Here is a 17,886-nt window from a genome sequence, read left to right as displayed (position 1 = left end):
GACCTCACAATTGCCCTATTTCACTTCCGGCGGTGTGCTGAAAGTGTGGTAAGGCGCCGGTGAGGGCACCGTCCACTCCAACCCTTCCGGGTTGTCCCACACTTCCGCCGTTGCTTTCTTACCTTTCAAAATGGTGGAGACCACGATGTACAGGAACAACACCTGGGCACCGCCAAACAGGAAGGCGCCGACCGAGGACAGCATGTTCCAGTCAGCGAACATCATGTGGTAGTCCGGAATCCGGCGCGGCATACCCGCCAGACCGGAAAAATGCATGGGAAAGAAGGTCAGGTTCAGCCCGATGAAGGCCAGCCAGAAGTGCGCCTTGCCCATGGCTTCGTTGTACATGTGGCCACACCATTTGGGCAGCCAGTAGTACACCGCCGCCGTAATGGAGAAGATGGCGCCGGGCACCAGTACATAATGAAAGTGCGCCACCACAAAATAGGTGTCGTGGTACTGGAAATCGGCCGGAGCAATGGCCAGCATCAAGCCGGAAAAACCGCCGATGGTGAACAGGATCACGAACGCCACCGCAAACAGCATGGGCGTCTCAAAGGTCATGGCACCGCGGAACATGGTGGCAACCCAGTTGAACACTTTCACCCCGGTGGGCACGGCGATCAGCATGGTGGCGTACATGAAGAACAGCTCACCGGCAATGGGCATGCCCACGGTGAACATGTGGTGCGCCCAAACAATAAAGCTCAGAAACGCGATGGACGCGGTGGCGTACACCATTGAGGAGTAGCCGAACAGCGGCTTGCGCGCGAAGGTGGGAATGATCGCACTGACAATGCCAAAGGCCGGCAGAATCATGATGTACACCTCGGGGTGCCCGAAGAACCAGAACACGTGCTGGAACAGGACCGGGTCACCGCCGCCGGCGGCATCAAAGAAACTGGTGCCAAAGTGGATGTCCATCAGCATCATGGTGACCACGCCCGCGAGCACCGGCATGACCGCAATCAGCAGATAAGCCGTGATCAGCCAGGTCCAGACGAACAGTGGCATTTTCATCAGGGTCATGCCCGGGGCGCGCATGTTCAAAATGGTGGCGATGATATTGATCGCCCCCATGATGGAGCTTGCGCCCATGATATGAATGGCAAAGATGAAAAAGGTCACCGAAGGTGGTGCATAGGTGGTGGACAGCGGGGCGTAGAAGGTCCAGCCAAAGTTCGGAGCGCCGCCTTGCATGAACAGGGTGGAAACCAGCATCAGGAATGCGAATGGCAGAATCCAGAAGCTCCAGTTGTTCATCCGCGGCAGTGCCATATCGGGCGCGCCCACCATCATCGGGATCATCCAGTTGGCCAGGCCGACGAAGGCCGGCATGACCGCGCCGAACACCATGATCAAGCCGTGCATGGTGGTCATCTGGTTGAAGAAGTTGGGCTCGACGATCTGCAGGCCGGGCTGGAACAGCTCGGCGCGGATCACCAAGGCAAAAATGCCACCCAGGAAGAACATGGCGAAGCTGAACCAGAGGTACATGCTGCCGATGTCTTTGTGGTTGGTGGTATACAACCAGCGAGTAATACCTTTTGCGGGGCCGTGAGCCATTGCGATACCTCCTAGTTGCCCTGTTTGTGGTTATAAATATCAATGGGCTGGGCTTGGTCGCCCATATTGTTGCCCCAGGCGTTGCGCTCGTAAGTCACAACGGCGGCAATATCCACTTCGCTGAGCTGCTCGCCAAACGCCTGCATCGCGGTACCGGGCACCCCGTTGACGACCACGTCGATATGCTCTTCGATCGGACCGACCGCTTTACTGCCATCGTGCAATGCCGGGAAGGTCCCGGGAATACCTGAACCATCAGCCTGGTGACAGGCGGCACACCACTGACCGTAGACTTTTTCACCCCGCTCGTAGAGCTCGTCAAAAGTAAAGGTCTTTTCCGTGAGCGCGGCCAGCGCTTCAGCTTCGGCCCGCTTCTCTTCCAGCCACGCCTCGTATTCGGCCTGGGGCTTGGCTTCGACGACAATGGGCATAAAACCGTGGTCCTTACCGCACAATTCAGCGCACTGGCCTCGATAGATGCCGGGCTCTTCAATGACCGCCCAGGCGTCATTAATGAAGCCGGGGATCGCGTCGCGCTTGACACCCAGATCCGGCACCCACCAGGAGTGGATCACATCCGATGCGGTCACCAGGAAACGGATTTTCTGCCCGACCGGGACGACCAGGGGCTCATCGACTTCCAGCAGGTAGTTGGGATTCTTGGGGGCGTAGCCGTTAATTTCGTCACGGGGGGTGCTGAGATTGCTGAAGAAGCTAACGTCACTCTCGACGTAGTCATATTCCCAGCGCCACTGATAGCCGGTAATCAATACGGTCATATCCGCTTCTTCGGAATCGTAGAGTTCGATCAGGCTTTTGGTGGCGGGAATGGCCATGATGACCAGAATCACCAGCGGGATCGCTGTCCAGAGAATTTCCAGACCGGTACTCTCGTGGAAATTGGCGGGTTTTACGCCACGGGATTTGCGGTGCATGATCATGCTGTAGAACATGATGCCGAACACCACCACACCAATCGCCACACACCACCAGAACATCTCCATATGGAGGCTCTGGATTTCGCGGCTGACCGGCGTCACCCCCTCGGTCATATTGAACTTCAATGACTCCGCCTTCTCTGCCAGGGTCTGATAACTGATCATCAGCACGGCAGGGGCAAGCAGCCAGGCAAACAGCCTATGCGCTCGTTTCAACATCGCCCAAATTCTCCGTGTAGCTAGCTTATGTTTATAGTTCGGGACTACTTGTTTCGGTACTGTTCATTTCGGTACTGGTTCGTTCCAACACTGCTTGAATACTACTGGATCTTAACGCCGGCACTGTTCACGTCAGCACTCTTATCGCTCGGTGATACGGCACGCCCGACTACCCACTCGCCATCCACAGGACGTAGCAGCTTCCCATCCTGCGGACGGTCGGCAACAGAGTTGTCTGTCATTGTCGGTTGGAAACCAACGGGTTCGGATATGGCGGGGTACGGCCAGTGCACTGCGGCGAAATGTCGCAACCACCGACGACAAGGAGGCCATAGCGAGGCAAAAAAGTCAATGCTTTTATGGCCTTAGGGCCCGTTTATTCTCCGCGGGCAAGGGCGTAAACTTCGGCTCTTTCGTAGCTCCTGACGCCACCCCGCTTCGCGCACCACCCACAACTGGACAGCCGACGCCATGAATCGCCGCGCGCCCACCCATCGAGACATCTGGCAACTCGCCTGGCCCATGATGCTCAGCAACCTGTCGATCCCCCTGCTGGGCGCGGTGGACACCGCCATTCTCGGGCACCTGCCCAGCCCGCTGTATCTGGGGGCGGTGACGGTCGGGGCGAGCCTGCTCAGCCTGTTGTTCTGGTCCTTCGGGTTTCTGCGCATGGGTACCACCAGTGTCGCCGCCCGGGCAGAGGGGGCCGATGACCGAGAGGGACTTCATCGGGTGCTGGTACAGAGCCTCGCCCTGGCATTGGCCCTGGCCCTGCTGCTGATGCTTATCGGCCCCTGGCTGCTACCCATCGCCCTTGAGTGGATGGGGCCCAGCCCCGAGGTTCAGACACTGGCGCTGGACTACGCCCGGATCCGTCTGTGGGGCGCGCCCGCCAGCCTGATGAATTTTGCCTTGGTCGGGTGGTTCATCGGTCGCCAGGACACTCGCCGCCCTCTGGCGATTCTGTTCACCACCAACGGTCTGAATATTCTGCTGGACGCGCTGCTGATTCTCGGGCTCGGACTCAACAGCGAGGGCGCGGCCTGGGCCAGTGTACTGGCCGAGTATGGCGGCCTGACGCTGGGACTCTGGCTGACCGCTCGCCACCTGAATGGATTGGAGCGCCGGCCGGTCCTGAACGAGCTGACCCACTGGCGGGCCTACGGACGGCTGATGCGGGTGAACCGCCACCTGTTTGTGCGCACACTTTGCCTGCTGTCGGTGTTCGTGTTTTTCGCCGCTCAAGGCGCCCGGATGGGCGATCAGGTTCTGGCCGCCAACGCCATTCTGCTTCAGTTCCTGCTCCTGACCTCCTACGCCCTGGACGGGTTTGCCCACGCGGCGGAAGCACTGGCCGGCCGGGCCATCGGCGCCGGTCGGCTCAGCGACTTTTATCTGGCGACCCGTCGCAGCAGCGCCTGGGCTCTGGCCTGCAGCCTGATGATCAGTGCCCTGTTCGTGCTGGGCGCGCCCTGGTGGCCCGGGGTCTTTACCAGCCTGCCGGAAGTGCTGGAGATCGTTCGGGCGCACTATGTCTGGATCTGCGTTATTCCGGTGATCGGAGTCTGGGGCTATCAGTTGGACGGTATCTTTCTCGGCAGTGGACAGACGGCGGCCATGCAGTACACGGTGCTGATCGCGGCTGGTGGCTGCTTTCTACCGCTGTGGTGGTGGCTGCAACCCTTGGGGAATCAGGGCCTCTGGGTGGCGTTCGTCGCTTTTAACGGCGCTCGCGGCTTGTTACTGGGGCTCGTATACTATCAACTGAGCCGGAAGAAGCAGTGGCTGGCTTTTAAGTAATGTAAAATGCGCTTCCCCCTAATAGTTAGAATAAATCGCTCTTAAAACTGCCTTGTATTTGCGCGCTTTTGAATTAAGTTTAGTAAGTGGCATCGCTTGCAACAAAGCCACCTCGCCGTAAGAAAGATTTAACTTGGACCGTAACCGGTAACACCCACGGCGAGCAAATAGAAGAAACAACGCGTCAGGCCCCGGGAGGGCCACCCCAGCACCATGTGTCTCAGACCGCTCGATCAAATCGAAGCGCTGATTCAAAAAGCGAAAAAACGGGATCTAGAGACAGGACAACTCAATCGCATACTGGATCAGCGTGCCCGACACTTGCACGGCGCCATCAAATTACCGCGTGAGCAGGCTACTGCTGCCCTGCGGGACTTTGTGGTGCGCTACATTGAGCATGTACCGGCCTTTATTCTGGCCATTGATGCGATCACCCGGGAAGCGGGGATCGACGACCGGGTTGAGCCGCTGCTGAACATCGCCTGCGACTATTTCCTCTCACCGCCCGACCTGGTCAGCAGCCATAGCCAGCTGGTGGCCATGCTCGACGAGAGCTATCTCGCCCACCGGCTGCTGGAGGAAGTCAACGACCGGTTTATCGGCCACTGCGGCATCCCCCTGGCTCCCATGGATGTCACCCGCGCCAACGTCATTGCCCACGAACTGATTGGCGAGCCTTTCGCCAACGAGCTCGACCAGGCCGTGCTGTTTTCGGCCGAGTTATTGCTCAACGAGTATCCCTTCGAGGGCAAGAACTTTCAGCACTACGTCGCGCAACACCGCGACCGGGGCTGGTCCGAGGAGTTGCGCCGCTGGCCCTGTCTGGCCGCCGACCTGGCGATCGATCTGCGCTTCAGCTCCTGAGCTGGGACAGAATATCCGTCGGGTTCAAATGCGGCGGAAATACGGGGTAATACACCTGCCGAATGACACCGCCCTCAACCAGCAACGTCAGTCGTTTAATATACGTGGCGCCATCATAGTCAAAGGTCGGTAACTCCAGCTCCCGGGTCAACGCCAGATCCGAATCATTCAGTAGCGGATAGGGCAGGCGCAGGCGCTCGACCGCCTCCTGTTGATCATTGAGTGGCTGGGCACTGACGCCGTAAATTTCCACCCCCAGGCGCTGGAACTCGGGGTAGCGATCACGAAACGCACAACACTGCGTGGTGCAGCCGCGCGCACCGGCGATCTTGTTCCAGCCCCGCATGGGGGGCTGTTCGGGCTTGCCGGTCATCGGGTAAAAGAAGACCACCGCCGTCCCATTGATGGTGCTGAGGTCCACCGGCTCGCCGGTTGTGCTGGACAGTGACAGGCTGGGCAGGGCCAGCCCCTGGAGGTGATCGCAAGCGCCGTCTTCTTCGGGTTTAGGCAAACCCTCCGGCAACATGTACAGGTTTTTAGCCATAATTGCTGTTGTCCTTTCGATCCCGGGGCCCCGCCTCGTGCGCGTCCCCGGTCAGTGGATCGGAGCGTCATGATGTCCCGATCATTATCGTTGTGGTTGGTATCTCTCGGTCTTATTGCACGTCTGTCGGCAGACCTGGAATCTCGTGCCGCAAGGACTATGCCAGTCGCGACGACTCCGGAGGTTATTCAAGGCTTCCCGACCTTTTGAGTGTAGCTCGTCGGCGCCGCACCCTGCCAGCAGACGGACTCGAAATTTCCTGCTCGCACCATGAAAGATCTCGGCCGCGTGCACTCCGACCACCGCGCACGCTATTGGTGCAATGTGACACGCGAATGACACGCCGGCCGTTACAGCAGCGCGGCGGTTTTGATCTGAGCGTAGCAGCGTGTACCGACAACCAGGCGCAGCTCGTCCGCCGATTTGCGAGTCACCCTCGCCAGCAGCGGTTGCTCGCCACAATTCAACTGGACCGTGATCCGCGAGGCATCGTGGGGCGTCAAGCCGGTCACCGCCACTGGCAGGCAATTGAGAATGCTGGTGTCGGTCGACGGACTCAGGGTCAGGCTCACGTCCCGGGCCGCCACCCGCAGACGCACACGCTGCCCGGGCCGGTGAGATTGGCGTGTGAGCGTGAGCATACCGCCATCCAACGCCACGCGGGTCAGGGCGTAATGGTCGTCGTGGCCGTCGACGATTCCCGTCAACACCGCAGCGGCGTCATCGGCCTGGGCCAGCTGCAGGTCCGTACGTGTGAGAATCTGATTGAGGGGCCCGGAGGCCAGAACCCGGCCCGGCGCCATCACCACCAGATGGTCCGCCAGCCGGGCCACCTCCTCGGGGGCATGACTGACGTACAACACCGGGATCGACAGGCTGTCATGCAGAGTTTCCAGGTAGGGAAGAATGGCCTGCTTACTGGCGGGGTCGAGCGAGGCCAAGGGCTCGTCCATCAATAACAGGTCCGGACTGGTGGCCAGGGCCCGGCCGATGGCCAGTCGCTGGCGCTCCCCACCAGAGAGGGCCGATACCGGACGGGAAAACAGGGGGCCCAGGTTTAGCCATTGCGTCAGGGTTTCGGGTGACAGGCGGCGTTCACGCGCCGGAATGCGACGCCAGCCGTATTCCAGGTTGGCCCGCACTGACAGATGCTCGAACAGGCTGGCTTCCTGAAAGACATAGCCCAGGCGGCGCTTGTGGGTGGGGCGAAATCCGGTGGGCGATTGCCAAATCTGGTCCCCCAATACCAGACGCCCCCCTTCTACCCGGTCAAGCCCGGCTACCGCCCGCAGCAGCGAGGTTTTGCCGCAACCGGAGGGACCGACCACTCCGGTGACGCCCTGCCCCGGCAACTCGAGATCCACCGCCAGGCGGAAATCCCCACGGTGGATCTCGAACTGCACTGTGAGCCTCTCCGCCCTTTGGTTCAGCGGATCGATCATGGTTTCACCAGGGACAGGCGGCGGTTGAAGCCGTAGACGGCCAGCAACAGCACAAAGGAGAACAACAACAGTCCGCCGGAGAGCCAGTGGGCACGCGAGTAGTCGAGGCTCTCCACATGGTCGTAGATGGCGATCGACAGCACTTGGGTTTCACCGGGAATGTTGCCGCCAATCATCAGCACCACGCCGAACTCTCCCAGCGTATGGGCAAACCCGAGCACCGCCGCCGTAAGAAACCCCGGGCGCGCCAGGGGCAACACCACCGAAACAAACCGGTCCCAGGTGCCGGCGCGCAGGGTGGCCGCCACTTCCAGAGGGCGAGAACCCAGACTGTTGAATGCACTGGTCAGCGGTTGGACCACAAACGGCAGGGAGTAGACCACAGAACCGATAACCAGGCCGGTAAAACTGAAGGCGAGCGGCTCGCCCCAGAGCCATTGGGAGGCCGCCCCCAGGGGCCCGCGAGGCCCCAGGGCCAGCAGTAAGTAGAACCCGAGCACCGTGGGCGGCAGGACCAGAGGCAGAGCCACCAGTGCTTCCACCAGAAAACGAAAGCGCCAGCGGCTGCGCGCCAGCCACCACGCCAGGGGGGTGCCCAGCAGCAGCAGAATCAGTGTCGTGAGGGCCGCCAGCTTGAGTGTGATCCCGAGTGCTACCCAGTCGGCCGGTTGAATCATGGAGTACGACATTCCCAACGAATAATGGCGCTACTGTAGCACGAGCGCCCGGGGAACAAGGACAACAAGGCACACCGAAATAGTGGCACAAAAACCAACCTGAGCTAGGATTAGAAAGAAGACCAGGTGGTCGTTGAACAACAAGGACTCTTCCACGAACGGGGCTCCGCAGTTGCTCCTATATTTCGAGTTGGCGACATGATCTTATTTGAAAGCGACAGTCAGGGACACAAAATCGATAACGACCGGCGCGAGTACATACTGTCGTTCGTCAGCTACATCTCCGGAGCGATCATCCTGTTTTACGGGCTGCGCCACCTGATGCTCAAAAACACCAGTCTCGCTCTTATTCTGCTCAGCGCCTCCACGGCGTTTTTGCTCACCGTCGGCTATTACCGCTGGTCGAAAAACATCGAGCGCGCCTGCCTGATAGAGGCTCTGCTGGTCGCGCTGTTTGTGTTGGCGCTGGTCTTCCATGGCGGCTACGCCAACACAGCGCTCTACTGGGTGTTTCCCTTTCCCGCCATTCTGTTCGGGTTGTTGGGTGTGCGCAACGCCGCGATCGGCAACACCCTGATACTGGTGCTGCTTGCCATTATGCTCTTTGTCGACGGGCTGATTCCGGCGCAGTACCGCCCGGAGGAAACCAGCCGGTTCTTTGCCTCGGTCGTGATTGTCGTAATGGTCTCCTGGATCAATGATTATTTCCGCGAACGCAGCCACCAAAAAATGGATGTGTTACAGGCCACCCGGGAGAAACAGGCAAACACCGACCCCTTGACGCTGCTCCCGAACCGGCGCTTTATTGACTCCCACCTGGGGCGGGACCTGGCCCATCGACCCGAGGAGTTTTTGCCGATGGGCGTGGTGATGTGTGACATTGATCACTTCAAACGACTGAACGACCAATTCGGACATCATACCGGGGACCTGGTGCTCAAGCAGGTGGCAGAGCACTTCCGCAAGGCCCTGCGTCGCCAGGACATTGCCTGTCGGACCGGAGGCGAAGAGTTTCTTCTGCTGTTACCTAAAACCGATCTGAACGACGCCCGCCTGGTGGCGGAAAAGGTGCGCGACCAGTTGGCGCGCCAACCGTTTATTATCAAGGAAAAGGAGCACCCGATCACCGCCAGCTTCGGTGTCACGGTCTGTGAGACCGCCGACGCCCTGGCCTCGTCCGTAGAGCAGGCGGACGAGCTGCTCTACCGTTCCAAGCAATCCGGCAGGAACAAAGTCAGTTAGCCAGCGCCCCTATCGATTGGGTTACAACCGGCTGGACACGGAATCCCGCTCCGCCGCACGGCGCAACTCCATGTCATCCTTGGCGTCATTGACACGTTGTGAGGCACTGCCGTCAAAAACCCAGACCTCCACACGCTGGTTTTTCAGGCGCACACCCTCCTTATTGGCCGCCACGGGGAGGTCACTGCCAAAGCCAACCACCGAGGCGGCATCGATGCCCCGGTCCCGCAACGCCGCCTTAACCCGAAGAGCCCGCATCTGAGACAACACCAGCGCCCGGTGCTCGGTCTGCTCGGCGTCGCCAAAACCGATCAACTGCAGTTGCCGCTCCCGATTTTCCGGCGCCGTCATAAAACGGGCCAGCCGCTCGATATCCCATCGGGCTTTGTTGTCCAGGCGGGAACTTCCCTCGTCAAAGCGGAAGTTGATCGACAACCGCTCGGCGTGTCCGACCAACGCTTTGTAGGACACCGGGGCTTGGGCGGTCAGCTCCGGCTTAAGGCTCACGGGGTTCTGGGAGACAAAGCCGACCTCAGCTACCCGTTCCTGACCCGCACGGCTGTGGACATACTCAATATATTCGCGCACCAGCGGCGGCGTGCGCCCCGGCAGGGTGTACATGAACAGGCGCCGGGACAGAGCGTAATCTTCAGTGGCCACGTACAGGGGCTCGGGCCGCAATGGTTGGGTACCATCCTGGGAAACGCTCAAAGCCTTGGCCTGGCGCACCGACGCGAGCCCCACAAAGCCGATCGCACCCGGGTCGGCCGCCACCGAGTCGGACAACCGGTCATTGGATTCAAACCGACGGGCGTCACGGCTGAGGGCAAAGCGACCGTTCAATACCATGCTTTTGAAACTGTCCCAGGTACCGGACTTGTTATCCCGGGCGTAAAGGCTGACCGCCCGATCGGGGCCTCCTACCTGCGACCAGTTGCGCACTTCACCGGAGAAAAGCCGGGCGATCTGGTCCACCGTCAGCGCCTCGACCGGGTTCGAGCGGTGGACAATCACCGCCAGCCCGTCAATCGCGACAACGTGCTCCGCCTCGAAAGTGCGCATGGGGCCGTAGTCGGCCAACAGGGCTTCCTCCGAGGCTTTGATAGGCCGGGACGCCATGGCGACCTGAGCCTCGCCCGAGGCCAACCCGCTCATACCCGTGCCCGAGCCGTGGGCCGCCACATCAATGTACACGGGACCGGCGGGCCCTCGGCCTTCAATCCGGTATTCGTTTTCCTTCTGGCCCGCCCGAATACTGACCGACTCGGCCCCCTTGGCGAGGAGATAATCCCGAGCCAGTTCCGGCGCCAACCGGGCCCCGACGGTATTTGATCCGTGCAGGGTGAACAGATGGCCCGATTGCCCCGGGGCAAAGGGAGAGACCGCTGCCGAGGCGGTAGATAGCGACAGCCAGGCTGACACGACAAGCGTCAAACAACGCAGACCCATAGCTTGCTCCTCATTCATGCCACCCGGTCGAGCAGACCGGAGAGCCAATGCAGGCGCGCAGCTTAGGCGGGGAATGTTACGACTCTGTGAAACGGGCTGATGTCGCGTCAAATAGCGTCCAATAATCCACCGGGTCGCTTATCCGGGCCAACCACTCGCGCAGCGACCCGGCCAGGAGTAGCTCGTCGTCGTAGGGGTGAATGGCCAGGCGCAACGGCCGCTTGGGGCTGGCCCAAGCCGCATTGACCCGATTCCAGGTTCGCAGCAGCACCGCCCCGGCGGAGGTATCGGCCTCGAATCCGACCAGAGGCAAGGCGCGTCGCCGGCCACTGGGCAAATGCCACAGACCGCGAGTGGTTTCGAGATAGGAGAAGGGAGAAGCCTTCAGGTCATCGGCGGTCAGAGCCCCCAACGCCCAGGCCGGAGGCACGTAGAGCGAGGGTGGCCTAAGCTGGCGGCCAATAAACCAGCGATAGTTCCGCTCCAGCAGTTCGCACAACGCGCCTCGGGGCTGGCTGAGATGTTCCGCGGCGTGGCGCGAGACCCAGCGGGAGTGACAACGGTGGTACCAGCCCTGAATACGCTCGGCGCGGTGCGTCCAGCCGTGGCCGGCCAACTCGAGGCCTTCACCCTGCCAGCGCGCCAACTGTGCCACCTGATCGGGCTGCCAGTCGCGACCGGGCACCACCAGCAACACTGTCCCGCGACGTACCGGAGCGGACATGAGTGCCAACAGTCGCTCCACCCGTTCAAGGGTCTCCGGCATCACATCGTGAATCGACACCAGCGCTGGCATCATCAAGCCTGCTCCAACGCCGACCCCACCCCGTCCAGAGATGTCGAGGGCAAAGGCGAGCGGGAGTCGACCGTGTGGCGTAACAGTTCGCACCAGTGCGCCAGGCAGCGCTCATTCAGCGATAGCGCCAGCCCCGCCGCCGTCTGGGCCAACTCGCGTCGCTGGGGCGCGGTTTTCTCACGCAGACGTTGCAACGCCGAGGCGGCACTTTCTTCCGGATGAATGATACTCAGCCCCGATCGCAGGCTGGGCCACTGCACAATGCCACAACCGGAGGAGACCAGCACCAACCGCTCCCGGGCCATGGCTTCCAGGGCGATGGTACCGAAAGACTCGAAGTGCGACGGCAGTAACAATAGATCGTGGTGGTCTACCTCCGCCCTCAGGGCGGCGCGGTCCAACCAGCCCAGCAACTTAAGGTTCGGCAGGGCTTCGGCCGCGGCGGCCATCCGGGCCCTCAGCGGCCCGTCGCCCGCAATACTGAACTGCACCGACGGGTGGGCGGAGGCGGCGTCCACCACCGCCTCGAGATTTTTCTCCGCCGCCAGTCGCCCGGCGAACAACACCCGCTCGAGCTCGCCGCCGTAGGGGCGGCGCTCGGTCAGGGCGAATTCGGCGGAAATGGGGGTACCGATCAGGCCGGTGGCGGGCGCGCCCATGCGCTCGGCCAACTCGAGCATATCCCGGGAGTTGCCCAGCACCGAGCGGGCCCCGGCAAACAGGTAGCGGTGGGAGCGCTCGAACAGCGAATGCACCAACCGGCCCCGCCAGGAGCCCTGCCAATAGAGCTGGGTCAGTTGTTCAAACGAGGTATGAAAACCGGCCAATACCGGGATACCCGCGCGCCGCGCCAGGCGCACGCCCAGCAGGCCGTAGGGGCCGGGGGTTGCAACCACCACCACCTGGGGTCGAAGCCGGCGTAACGCCCGCTTGAGCGCCCAGGGATTGGGAACACAGAGCTTCTGGGTACGGTCTCCGGGCAGCGGCAGGGCCAGCCCGGTTCGCCAGCGGCCATTTTCCACCGTCGGGGAGAACAACTGAACCTCGGACATCTGCGGGCCCAGTTGCTCGAGTAAGTCCTGATAGTAAGCGCCCACGCCGTTTCGTCCCGGGGCGGCATCGGAAATGACCGCGACTCTCAACCCCGCCTCCACTCCCTCTGTCAGTGGCGCCAGAAGCGCCTGCGATTGTTGAGTCATGAGCAAGCCCCCGCGTCCGGCCAGACATCGGCAAAAAGGTACCTGACACGAGCCCGGCTCAACCCGTACTCTTCCAGCGAGTATCGGTGTCCGGGTCGAGCGTCCCGACGGGCGCCGCTGACGGTCATCAGGGCGTCGGCGGGCGGCAGAGGCTGCTCCGCGAAGGCGTAGAGCCGCTGCCAGTCCGGAGCCTGCATTTTGGCCAGGTACGGCAGCGGCAAACACAGAACATCGTCGTCTGCGCGCCAGCCGCGCACCCGGCGATAGTAATTGTGAAGAATACTCAGCATGCGCTCGCTCAGTTGCGGATCCACCTGGCGGTGGCCGAGTAGCTTCAGTGCCGGTCGCAACGCGCTCAACTGAGACGGTACCGCCTCCTCGGGCCGACGCACGCAGGCGATAAAACGGGCACCGGGGAAGCGTTCGCGCAGGCTGTCGACCCAGGGCGTAAACGAGGGGTTTTTACTCAGCACCCGCCTGTGCCTACCGTGGAAGTACAGGTGGCGCTGCAGGCAGGCGTGGTAATAGGCGGTCAGCGCCCGGCGCTCACCCTCGGCCACGGACTGGTCAAAGAAGGCCAGGCGCCAGTAGCCCTGTGCTTTCGGACAGATCAATGCAGGCAGGAAGCAGGCCCCGCGCCAGAGCAGTAAGAGAAAATCTTCTTCCGGCTCGCGCCAGCCCAGGGTATGCACCCGGTCCATGGCCGCCCAGCGCCAACGACGGCCAAGACGCCTGAAAGGCCGAACCAGTCGACCCATAAAAGACCAGACGTAACGCTCTGAAATGGAAGGTGCCAACAGGCACTCCCAGAGCGTCAGGCTGGTGAAGGCCGGGTCCTCCGCCAACATCCTCTGCAGATGCGTCGTACCGCTGCGGGGCACCCCGACAATAAACACCGGCGCGCGCACCGCCACCTGCCGATAGCCGCGAAACAGTAGGTCGTCAATGAGAAAGCCCAGGCCGTGGCTGAGCGCCAGCAGGCCAAACCCCAGCCAGGCGAGCGTGAACAACGGCAAACGCCACCACACGGGGCGCCAACCGGCGTCGGGGAGGGAACGCGCGAGTTGCGCACCCAAAGTTAACCAGGCCATGAGTATTTGCATGGCGCCTATGCAACCGCACTTGTGTGACAACCCAATGACAGCTGGGCACAAAAAACCCCGCCGGAGCGGGGTTTCTCGTGGTTCAACGCTAAGACGGCGCTATCAGCTGTCCAGAACGCTGCGCACGTACTCTTCGAGCGCCTTGTCCTTACCGTACTCAAAGAAAGCGGCCTGGAAGCGTTCACCGGTCACGGCGGTTTTCACCAGAGACTGGTCCAGGGCCTTGAGGCCTTCCAGATAGTCTTTGCACATGGCATTTTTCACGCCATCCAGAATACCGGCGTTTTCCACCTGGCTCGCCTTGCGCTCCGGGGGATAGCCCTGGCCTTTCTCACCGGCAAACGCCTTCTCGAAAATGTAGCGGCAGTTGAGCTCCGCGCCCCAGCCAAAGCCTTTGGCGAACGGCAGTGCCAGCGCGTTGCCGTTGTTGATCTGGGCAAACAGGTAGGCATCGGAGGGGTCAATGCAGTAGCCGCAGACCACGCCGGGATGGGCGTTCAGGGACATCAGCGCGCCCTGGCCGGTGCCGCAGCCGCTGATCACAAAGTCCACGGCTTTGGAATTGAGCAGCAGGCCGGCCATGATGCCCAGGTGGATGTAGGTCAGGCGATGGTCGTTGTCGCCGTTCATGCCGACGTTAAAAACCTGGTGGCCCTGCTCTTCCGCCACGGCGTTCAGCTGTTCCAGCACAATCGGGTTCTTCCCGGCCTGGCTGAACTCATTCATCAATGCAATTTTCATTTCACTCATTCTCCCAACATCATTAAAAACAGTAAGGTTCTTATTTTGTACGACATTATAGGGGCTGCCCCCTTAAATAAAAAGGCCCCGGTGCTCCAGGGAGCCCGGGGTCAAGCACGTCACGATGCCCGCGTTAGGACGGGCATCACCCAGCACTAGGGCATGATGACGGTATCGATCACGTGAATGATGCCATTGGTGGTCTGCACGTCGTACATGGTGACGGTAGCGCCCCCGACTTGCAGCATGCCATCGACAATGTCGATACCGACCATGTTTCCAGAGACGGTTTCAACGTCCGTACCGTTAAGAGTGAACGCAGTCACCGAATCCACTTCCGCGCCGCTGACTACGTGCGACAGCAACACTTCTGTCAACGCTTCGCTGTTGGCCTGCAACGCGCTCAAATCCTCCTCGGGAATCTTGTCGAAAGCGGCATTGGTCGGCGCAAACACGGTGAAAGAGCCTTCAGCGTCGTCCAGGGTGGCAACCAGGTTTTCCTGTTGCAGCAAAGAAACCAGTGTTGAGAAATTCTCATTGCCTGCTGCAAAGCCGGCGATGGTCAACTCGCTGTTGGTCACCGCAGGGGGCATCATTACTTGATCAATCGCATGGATTACACCGTTGCCCGCGCCGACGTTGGCGGTGACCACGCTGGACGTATTGATGTAAAGCTGCTCACCGACGTAAGACAGGCCCGCCATATCTTCATTGGCCATTTCAACCGTGGACATATCGCTCTGCGCGACGGAGATGGCTGCGCTTGCCATGATCGGATCACCCGGAATAACGTGATAGAGGAGGACATCTGAAAGCAGGTCCGAATCATTTTCCAGAGCGGCAAGTACATCTGGATCCACGGCGTCGAACGCGGCGTCGGTCGGTGCGAACACGGTAAAGTTGCTTTCCATATCCGCGAGGGTCATATCCAGATCAGTCGCTTCCAGCAACGTAACGAGCGTCTCAAAGTCGTCGTTTGACCGTGCCACATCCATAATGGACGGCATGGGCAGAGAGAGGTCGCCAACAATCACCGCGTCGATCACATGAATGACACCGTTGGTCGCGTAGATATCGGTCATGGTCACAGTGGCACCACCAACCGTCAGCTCGCGCTCTTCGGTAATCATGACTTCGATGTCCGTTTCAGCGGCTGTCGTAACGCTGGTGCCATTGGCAGCGTAAGCGTTGACAGAATTCACTTCAGCGCCGGATACCACGTGCTGAAGAAGAACGCTTTGCAGCGCTTCCTGATCGTTCAATAGTGCTTGGACGTTTTCCGCTCCGAGCATTTCAAACGCGGCATTGGTCGGTGCGAATACGGTGAAGCGGCCCTCGGAATTATCCAGGGTTGTCACCAGATCCGCTGTATCCAGCGCAGTCACCAGGGTGGACAGGCTCTCTGTGTCCTGCGCGATTTCCGCGATGGTCTGATCCGGTTCACCCCGCTCCGCGGGCGGCATCATGACGGCGTCGATCACATGGATCACACCGTTATCCGCTTCAACATCAGTGATGGTGACCATGGACAGGTTGATCAACAGATTCTCACCAGAGAGCGAAACACCGGCTTCGTCGTCGTTGGCCATTTCGATGGTGGTACCGGCCGCATCAATCGCTGCAGCAGAACCGATTTCTGTTCCCGAAACCACATGATAGAGAAGAATATCGGAGAGTGTGTCGGTGTCTTCCAGAAGCGCGGCAATGGTTTCTTCTCCCAACAGGGCGAAAGCATCGTCGGTGGGGGCAAACACAGTAAAGGTGCCGTCTGGATCATCAAGGGTTTCATCCAGACCGGTCGCTTCCAGTGCCGTCACCAACGTGGTGAAGTTACCATTATCGATGGCGACATCAACCACCGTATTGACTTCGGGTTCGGGTGTGGGGGGTGGATTATCGTCATTGTCGCTACCGCAAGCGGCCAGGCCGGCGGCTAGCCACAATATACCAATTGATCTCAATAACATGTTCATGGTGTGAGCTCCTGATTAGTCTTAGTCGTTGAACCACGTAAGCGCTATACGGGTCGATTTCAGGGGAGGATCACACGGAGAAAGAAAGAGCAACGGAATTTTTGGAAAATCACCTTTAAAGAAAATTAATGCGCCACTTCCGAAGAAAATGCCACACAAGGAAGGTCTGAAAGCGATCAATGCTAAAAAGACTATCGCTTAAAAGTTATTTCAAGCGATAGCTATTATTCACTTTTGATTTAACGCGGTAGCGTTTTCGGAACCATGACCGGCCGATCCACCCAGCGCTCGAAGCGTGGTGCAATCCGGTCCAGGTTTTCCGACCACCAGGCCGCATTGAGTTCGACGGCGGTTTTCAGATGCGCTTCGGACGTCGGCATCCGCTGGCGGCGCTCGGGCTCGAGCAGTGCCATGGAGGATTGGCGAACCGGCCCGTAGGGAATGTACTTGGCCTGGGCCGCCAGGCTTTCGGTGGAGGTGGCAAAGCGAAGAAAGTCTTTCGCCAACTCGACATTACGCCCGTGCTTGGGGATGCCCCAGACGTCATAAAACCAGATCTGGTGATCCCAAATAATCTCAAGAGGCTCGCCCCGCTCCACGGCATCATCTACCCGGCCACTGTAGACGGAAGACATCGCCACACGATCGGTTTCCAACAGCCGAATGGCTTCTTCACCGGTGCGCCACCAGACGATATGGGGTTTGATCCGGTTCAACACTTCGAAGGCACGATCGAGCCCGGCCTCGGTGGATAACACCTCGTAGACTTTCTCCGGCGCGACGCCGTCGGCGATCAGGGCCCACTCGAGATTGCCCTGAGGGGTGCGGCGCAGACCACGCGGACCGGGAAACTGTTGAAGATCAAAGAAGTCCTCAAGACGGTCGGGCTTCTCTTTCTCCCAGCGCGCCTGGCTATAGCTGATCACAGTGGAGCCCACCACATTACCGACGCCGCAGGGCATCAGGCTGCTGTTGATAAAGTCTTCACTGGCGGGTGTGCCATCGGGCGCCGCCGGCAGGGAGTCGTGATTCAGGCGCACCAGCAGCCCCTCTTCGCAGGCGCGGATCGCGTCAAAAAGTTCGAGGTCCACCAGATCCCAGTGAACGTTCCAGGCGCGCACCTGCCGGCGGATTTCATCGATCCCCCCGGAATATTGCAGCACGTTAACGCGCACACCGGTTTTGTTTTCATAAGGCCGGATGAAGCCGAGAATCTGACTTTTGACGTAAGCGCCGTCCCAGGAGACCACGGTCAGTTCCCGGTCATCTGCCTGCGCACCGACGCAGGCTAGAGCCAGGACCATAAAGACAAGTACTCTCTGCCACATAGCAA

15 protein-coding genes are annotated in these 17,886 nt (G+C 60.2%); 3 read left to right on the top strand and 12 right to left on the bottom strand.

Annotated elements, in window-relative coordinates; translation table 11 throughout:
- Nucleotides 1-15: 15 nt before the first annotated feature.
- Both ctaD and coxB read right to left on the bottom strand, forming a co-directional pair.
- Nucleotides 16-1,566, bottom strand: coding sequence for a cytochrome c oxidase subunit I (gene ctaD, locus G547_RS0100170; protein ID WP_027328117.1), 1,551 nt, complete (start codon nucleotides 1,564-1,566; stop codon nucleotides 16-18).
- An 11-nt stretch (nucleotides 1,567-1,577) separates the two neighbouring features.
- Entirely contained in the window at nucleotides 1,578-2,723 is a 1,146-nt protein-coding gene (gene coxB / locus G547_RS0100165) for a cytochrome c oxidase subunit II (RefSeq protein ID WP_027328116.1), read from the bottom strand.
- A 471-nt stretch (nucleotides 2,724-3,194) separates the two neighbouring features.
- Between coxB and G547_RS0100160 the strand changes: the two genes are divergently transcribed.
- Nucleotides 3,195-4,523 (top strand): MATE family efflux transporter, encoded by a 1,329-nt coding sequence (locus tag G547_RS0100160; RefSeq protein ID WP_027328115.1) that lies wholly within the window; start codon nucleotides 3,195-3,197, stop codon nucleotides 4,521-4,523.
- Between the two features lie 213 nt (nucleotides 4,524-4,736).
- On the top strand, nucleotides 4,737-5,387 hold the full coding sequence (locus G547_RS0100155) for a hypothetical protein (protein WP_027328114.1): 651 nt from the start codon (nucleotides 4,737-4,739) through the stop codon (nucleotides 5,385-5,387).
- On the opposite strand, the gene G547_RS0100150 is transcribed toward G547_RS0100155, so the two are convergent.
- From G547_RS0100150 to modB, 3 genes are all read right to left on the bottom strand, one after another.
- Nucleotides 5,377-5,931 carry a peroxiredoxin gene (locus G547_RS0100150; RefSeq protein WP_027328113.1) on the bottom strand — a complete coding sequence of 185 codons (555 nt, stop codon included), beginning with the start codon at nucleotides 5,929-5,931 and terminating at the stop codon, nucleotides 5,377-5,379. The genes G547_RS0100155 and G547_RS0100150 overlap by 11 nt on opposite strands.
- Nucleotides 5,932-6,281: 350 nt before the next feature.
- Entirely contained in the window at nucleotides 6,282-7,373 is a 1,092-nt protein-coding gene (gene modC / locus G547_RS0100145) for a molybdenum ABC transporter ATP-binding protein (protein ID WP_051234495.1), read from the bottom strand.
- Nucleotides 7,370-8,050 (bottom strand): molybdate ABC transporter permease subunit, encoded by a 681-nt coding sequence (gene modB / locus G547_RS0100140; RefSeq protein WP_027328111.1) that lies wholly within the window; start codon nucleotides 8,048-8,050, stop codon nucleotides 7,370-7,372. Before modB ends, modC begins: the two co-directional genes overlap by 4 nt.
- A gap of 198 nt (nucleotides 8,051-8,248) precedes the next feature.
- Here modB and G547_RS0100135 point away from each other — a divergent pair, with 198 nt between their 5' ends.
- The gene (locus G547_RS0100135; protein ID WP_027328110.1) at nucleotides 8,249-9,292 is read left to right on the top strand and encodes a GGDEF domain-containing protein; all 1,044 of its coding nucleotides are present in this window, start codon (nucleotides 8,249-8,251) and stop codon (nucleotides 9,290-9,292) included.
- A gap of 21 nt (nucleotides 9,293-9,313) precedes the next feature.
- Here the strand turns inward: G547_RS0100135 and G547_RS19330 are convergent, their stop codons facing one another.
- The 7 genes from G547_RS19330 to G547_RS19310 form a co-directional block, all read right to left on the bottom strand.
- The gene (locus tag G547_RS19330) at nucleotides 9,314-10,741 is read right to left on the bottom strand and encodes a substrate-binding domain-containing protein (protein WP_084645482.1); all 1,428 of its coding nucleotides are present in this window, start codon (nucleotides 10,739-10,741) and stop codon (nucleotides 9,314-9,316) included.
- A gap of 76 nt (nucleotides 10,742-10,817) precedes the next feature.
- The gene (locus G547_RS19325) at nucleotides 10,818-11,540 is read right to left on the bottom strand and encodes a polysaccharide deacetylase family protein (RefSeq protein ID WP_051234494.1); all 723 of its coding nucleotides are present in this window, start codon (nucleotides 11,538-11,540) and stop codon (nucleotides 10,818-10,820) included.
- Entirely contained in the window at nucleotides 11,540-12,736 is a 1,197-nt protein-coding gene (locus G547_RS19320) for a glycosyltransferase (protein ID WP_051234493.1), read from the bottom strand. The genes G547_RS19325 and G547_RS19320 overlap by 1 nt, the downstream gene beginning before the upstream one ends.
- On the bottom strand, nucleotides 12,733-13,827 hold the full coding sequence (locus G547_RS19315; protein ID WP_051234492.1) for a sulfotransferase: 1,095 nt from the start codon (nucleotides 13,825-13,827) through the stop codon (nucleotides 12,733-12,735). Before G547_RS19315 ends, G547_RS19320 begins: the two co-directional genes overlap by 4 nt.
- Before the next feature lie 114 nt (nucleotides 13,828-13,941).
- Nucleotides 13,942-14,580: an RpiB/LacA/LacB family sugar-phosphate isomerase gene (locus tag G547_RS0100110; RefSeq protein WP_027328109.1), complete on the bottom strand. Its 639-nt coding sequence runs from the start codon at nucleotides 14,578-14,580 to the stop codon at nucleotides 13,942-13,944.
- Between the two features lie 155 nt (nucleotides 14,581-14,735).
- Nucleotides 14,736-16,553, bottom strand: coding sequence for a fasciclin domain-containing protein (locus tag G547_RS0100105; protein WP_027328108.1), 1,818 nt, complete (start codon nucleotides 16,551-16,553; stop codon nucleotides 14,736-14,738).
- 239 nt (nucleotides 16,554-16,792) lie between these two features.
- Nucleotides 16,793-17,881, bottom strand: coding sequence for an ABC transporter substrate-binding protein (locus tag G547_RS19310; protein ID WP_036186317.1), 1,089 nt, complete (start codon nucleotides 17,879-17,881; stop codon nucleotides 16,793-16,795).
- Between the last annotated feature and the right edge of the window lie 5 nt (nucleotides 17,882-17,886).

It is taken from the genome of Marinimicrobium agarilyticum DSM 16975, assembly GCF_000423345.1.
GTDB lineage: Bacteria > Pseudomonadota > Gammaproteobacteria > Pseudomonadales > Cellvibrionaceae > Marinimicrobium > Marinimicrobium agarilyticum.
Note: the sequence above shows the minus strand (reverse complement) of the source record. Positions and strands in the feature narration are given on the sequence as shown.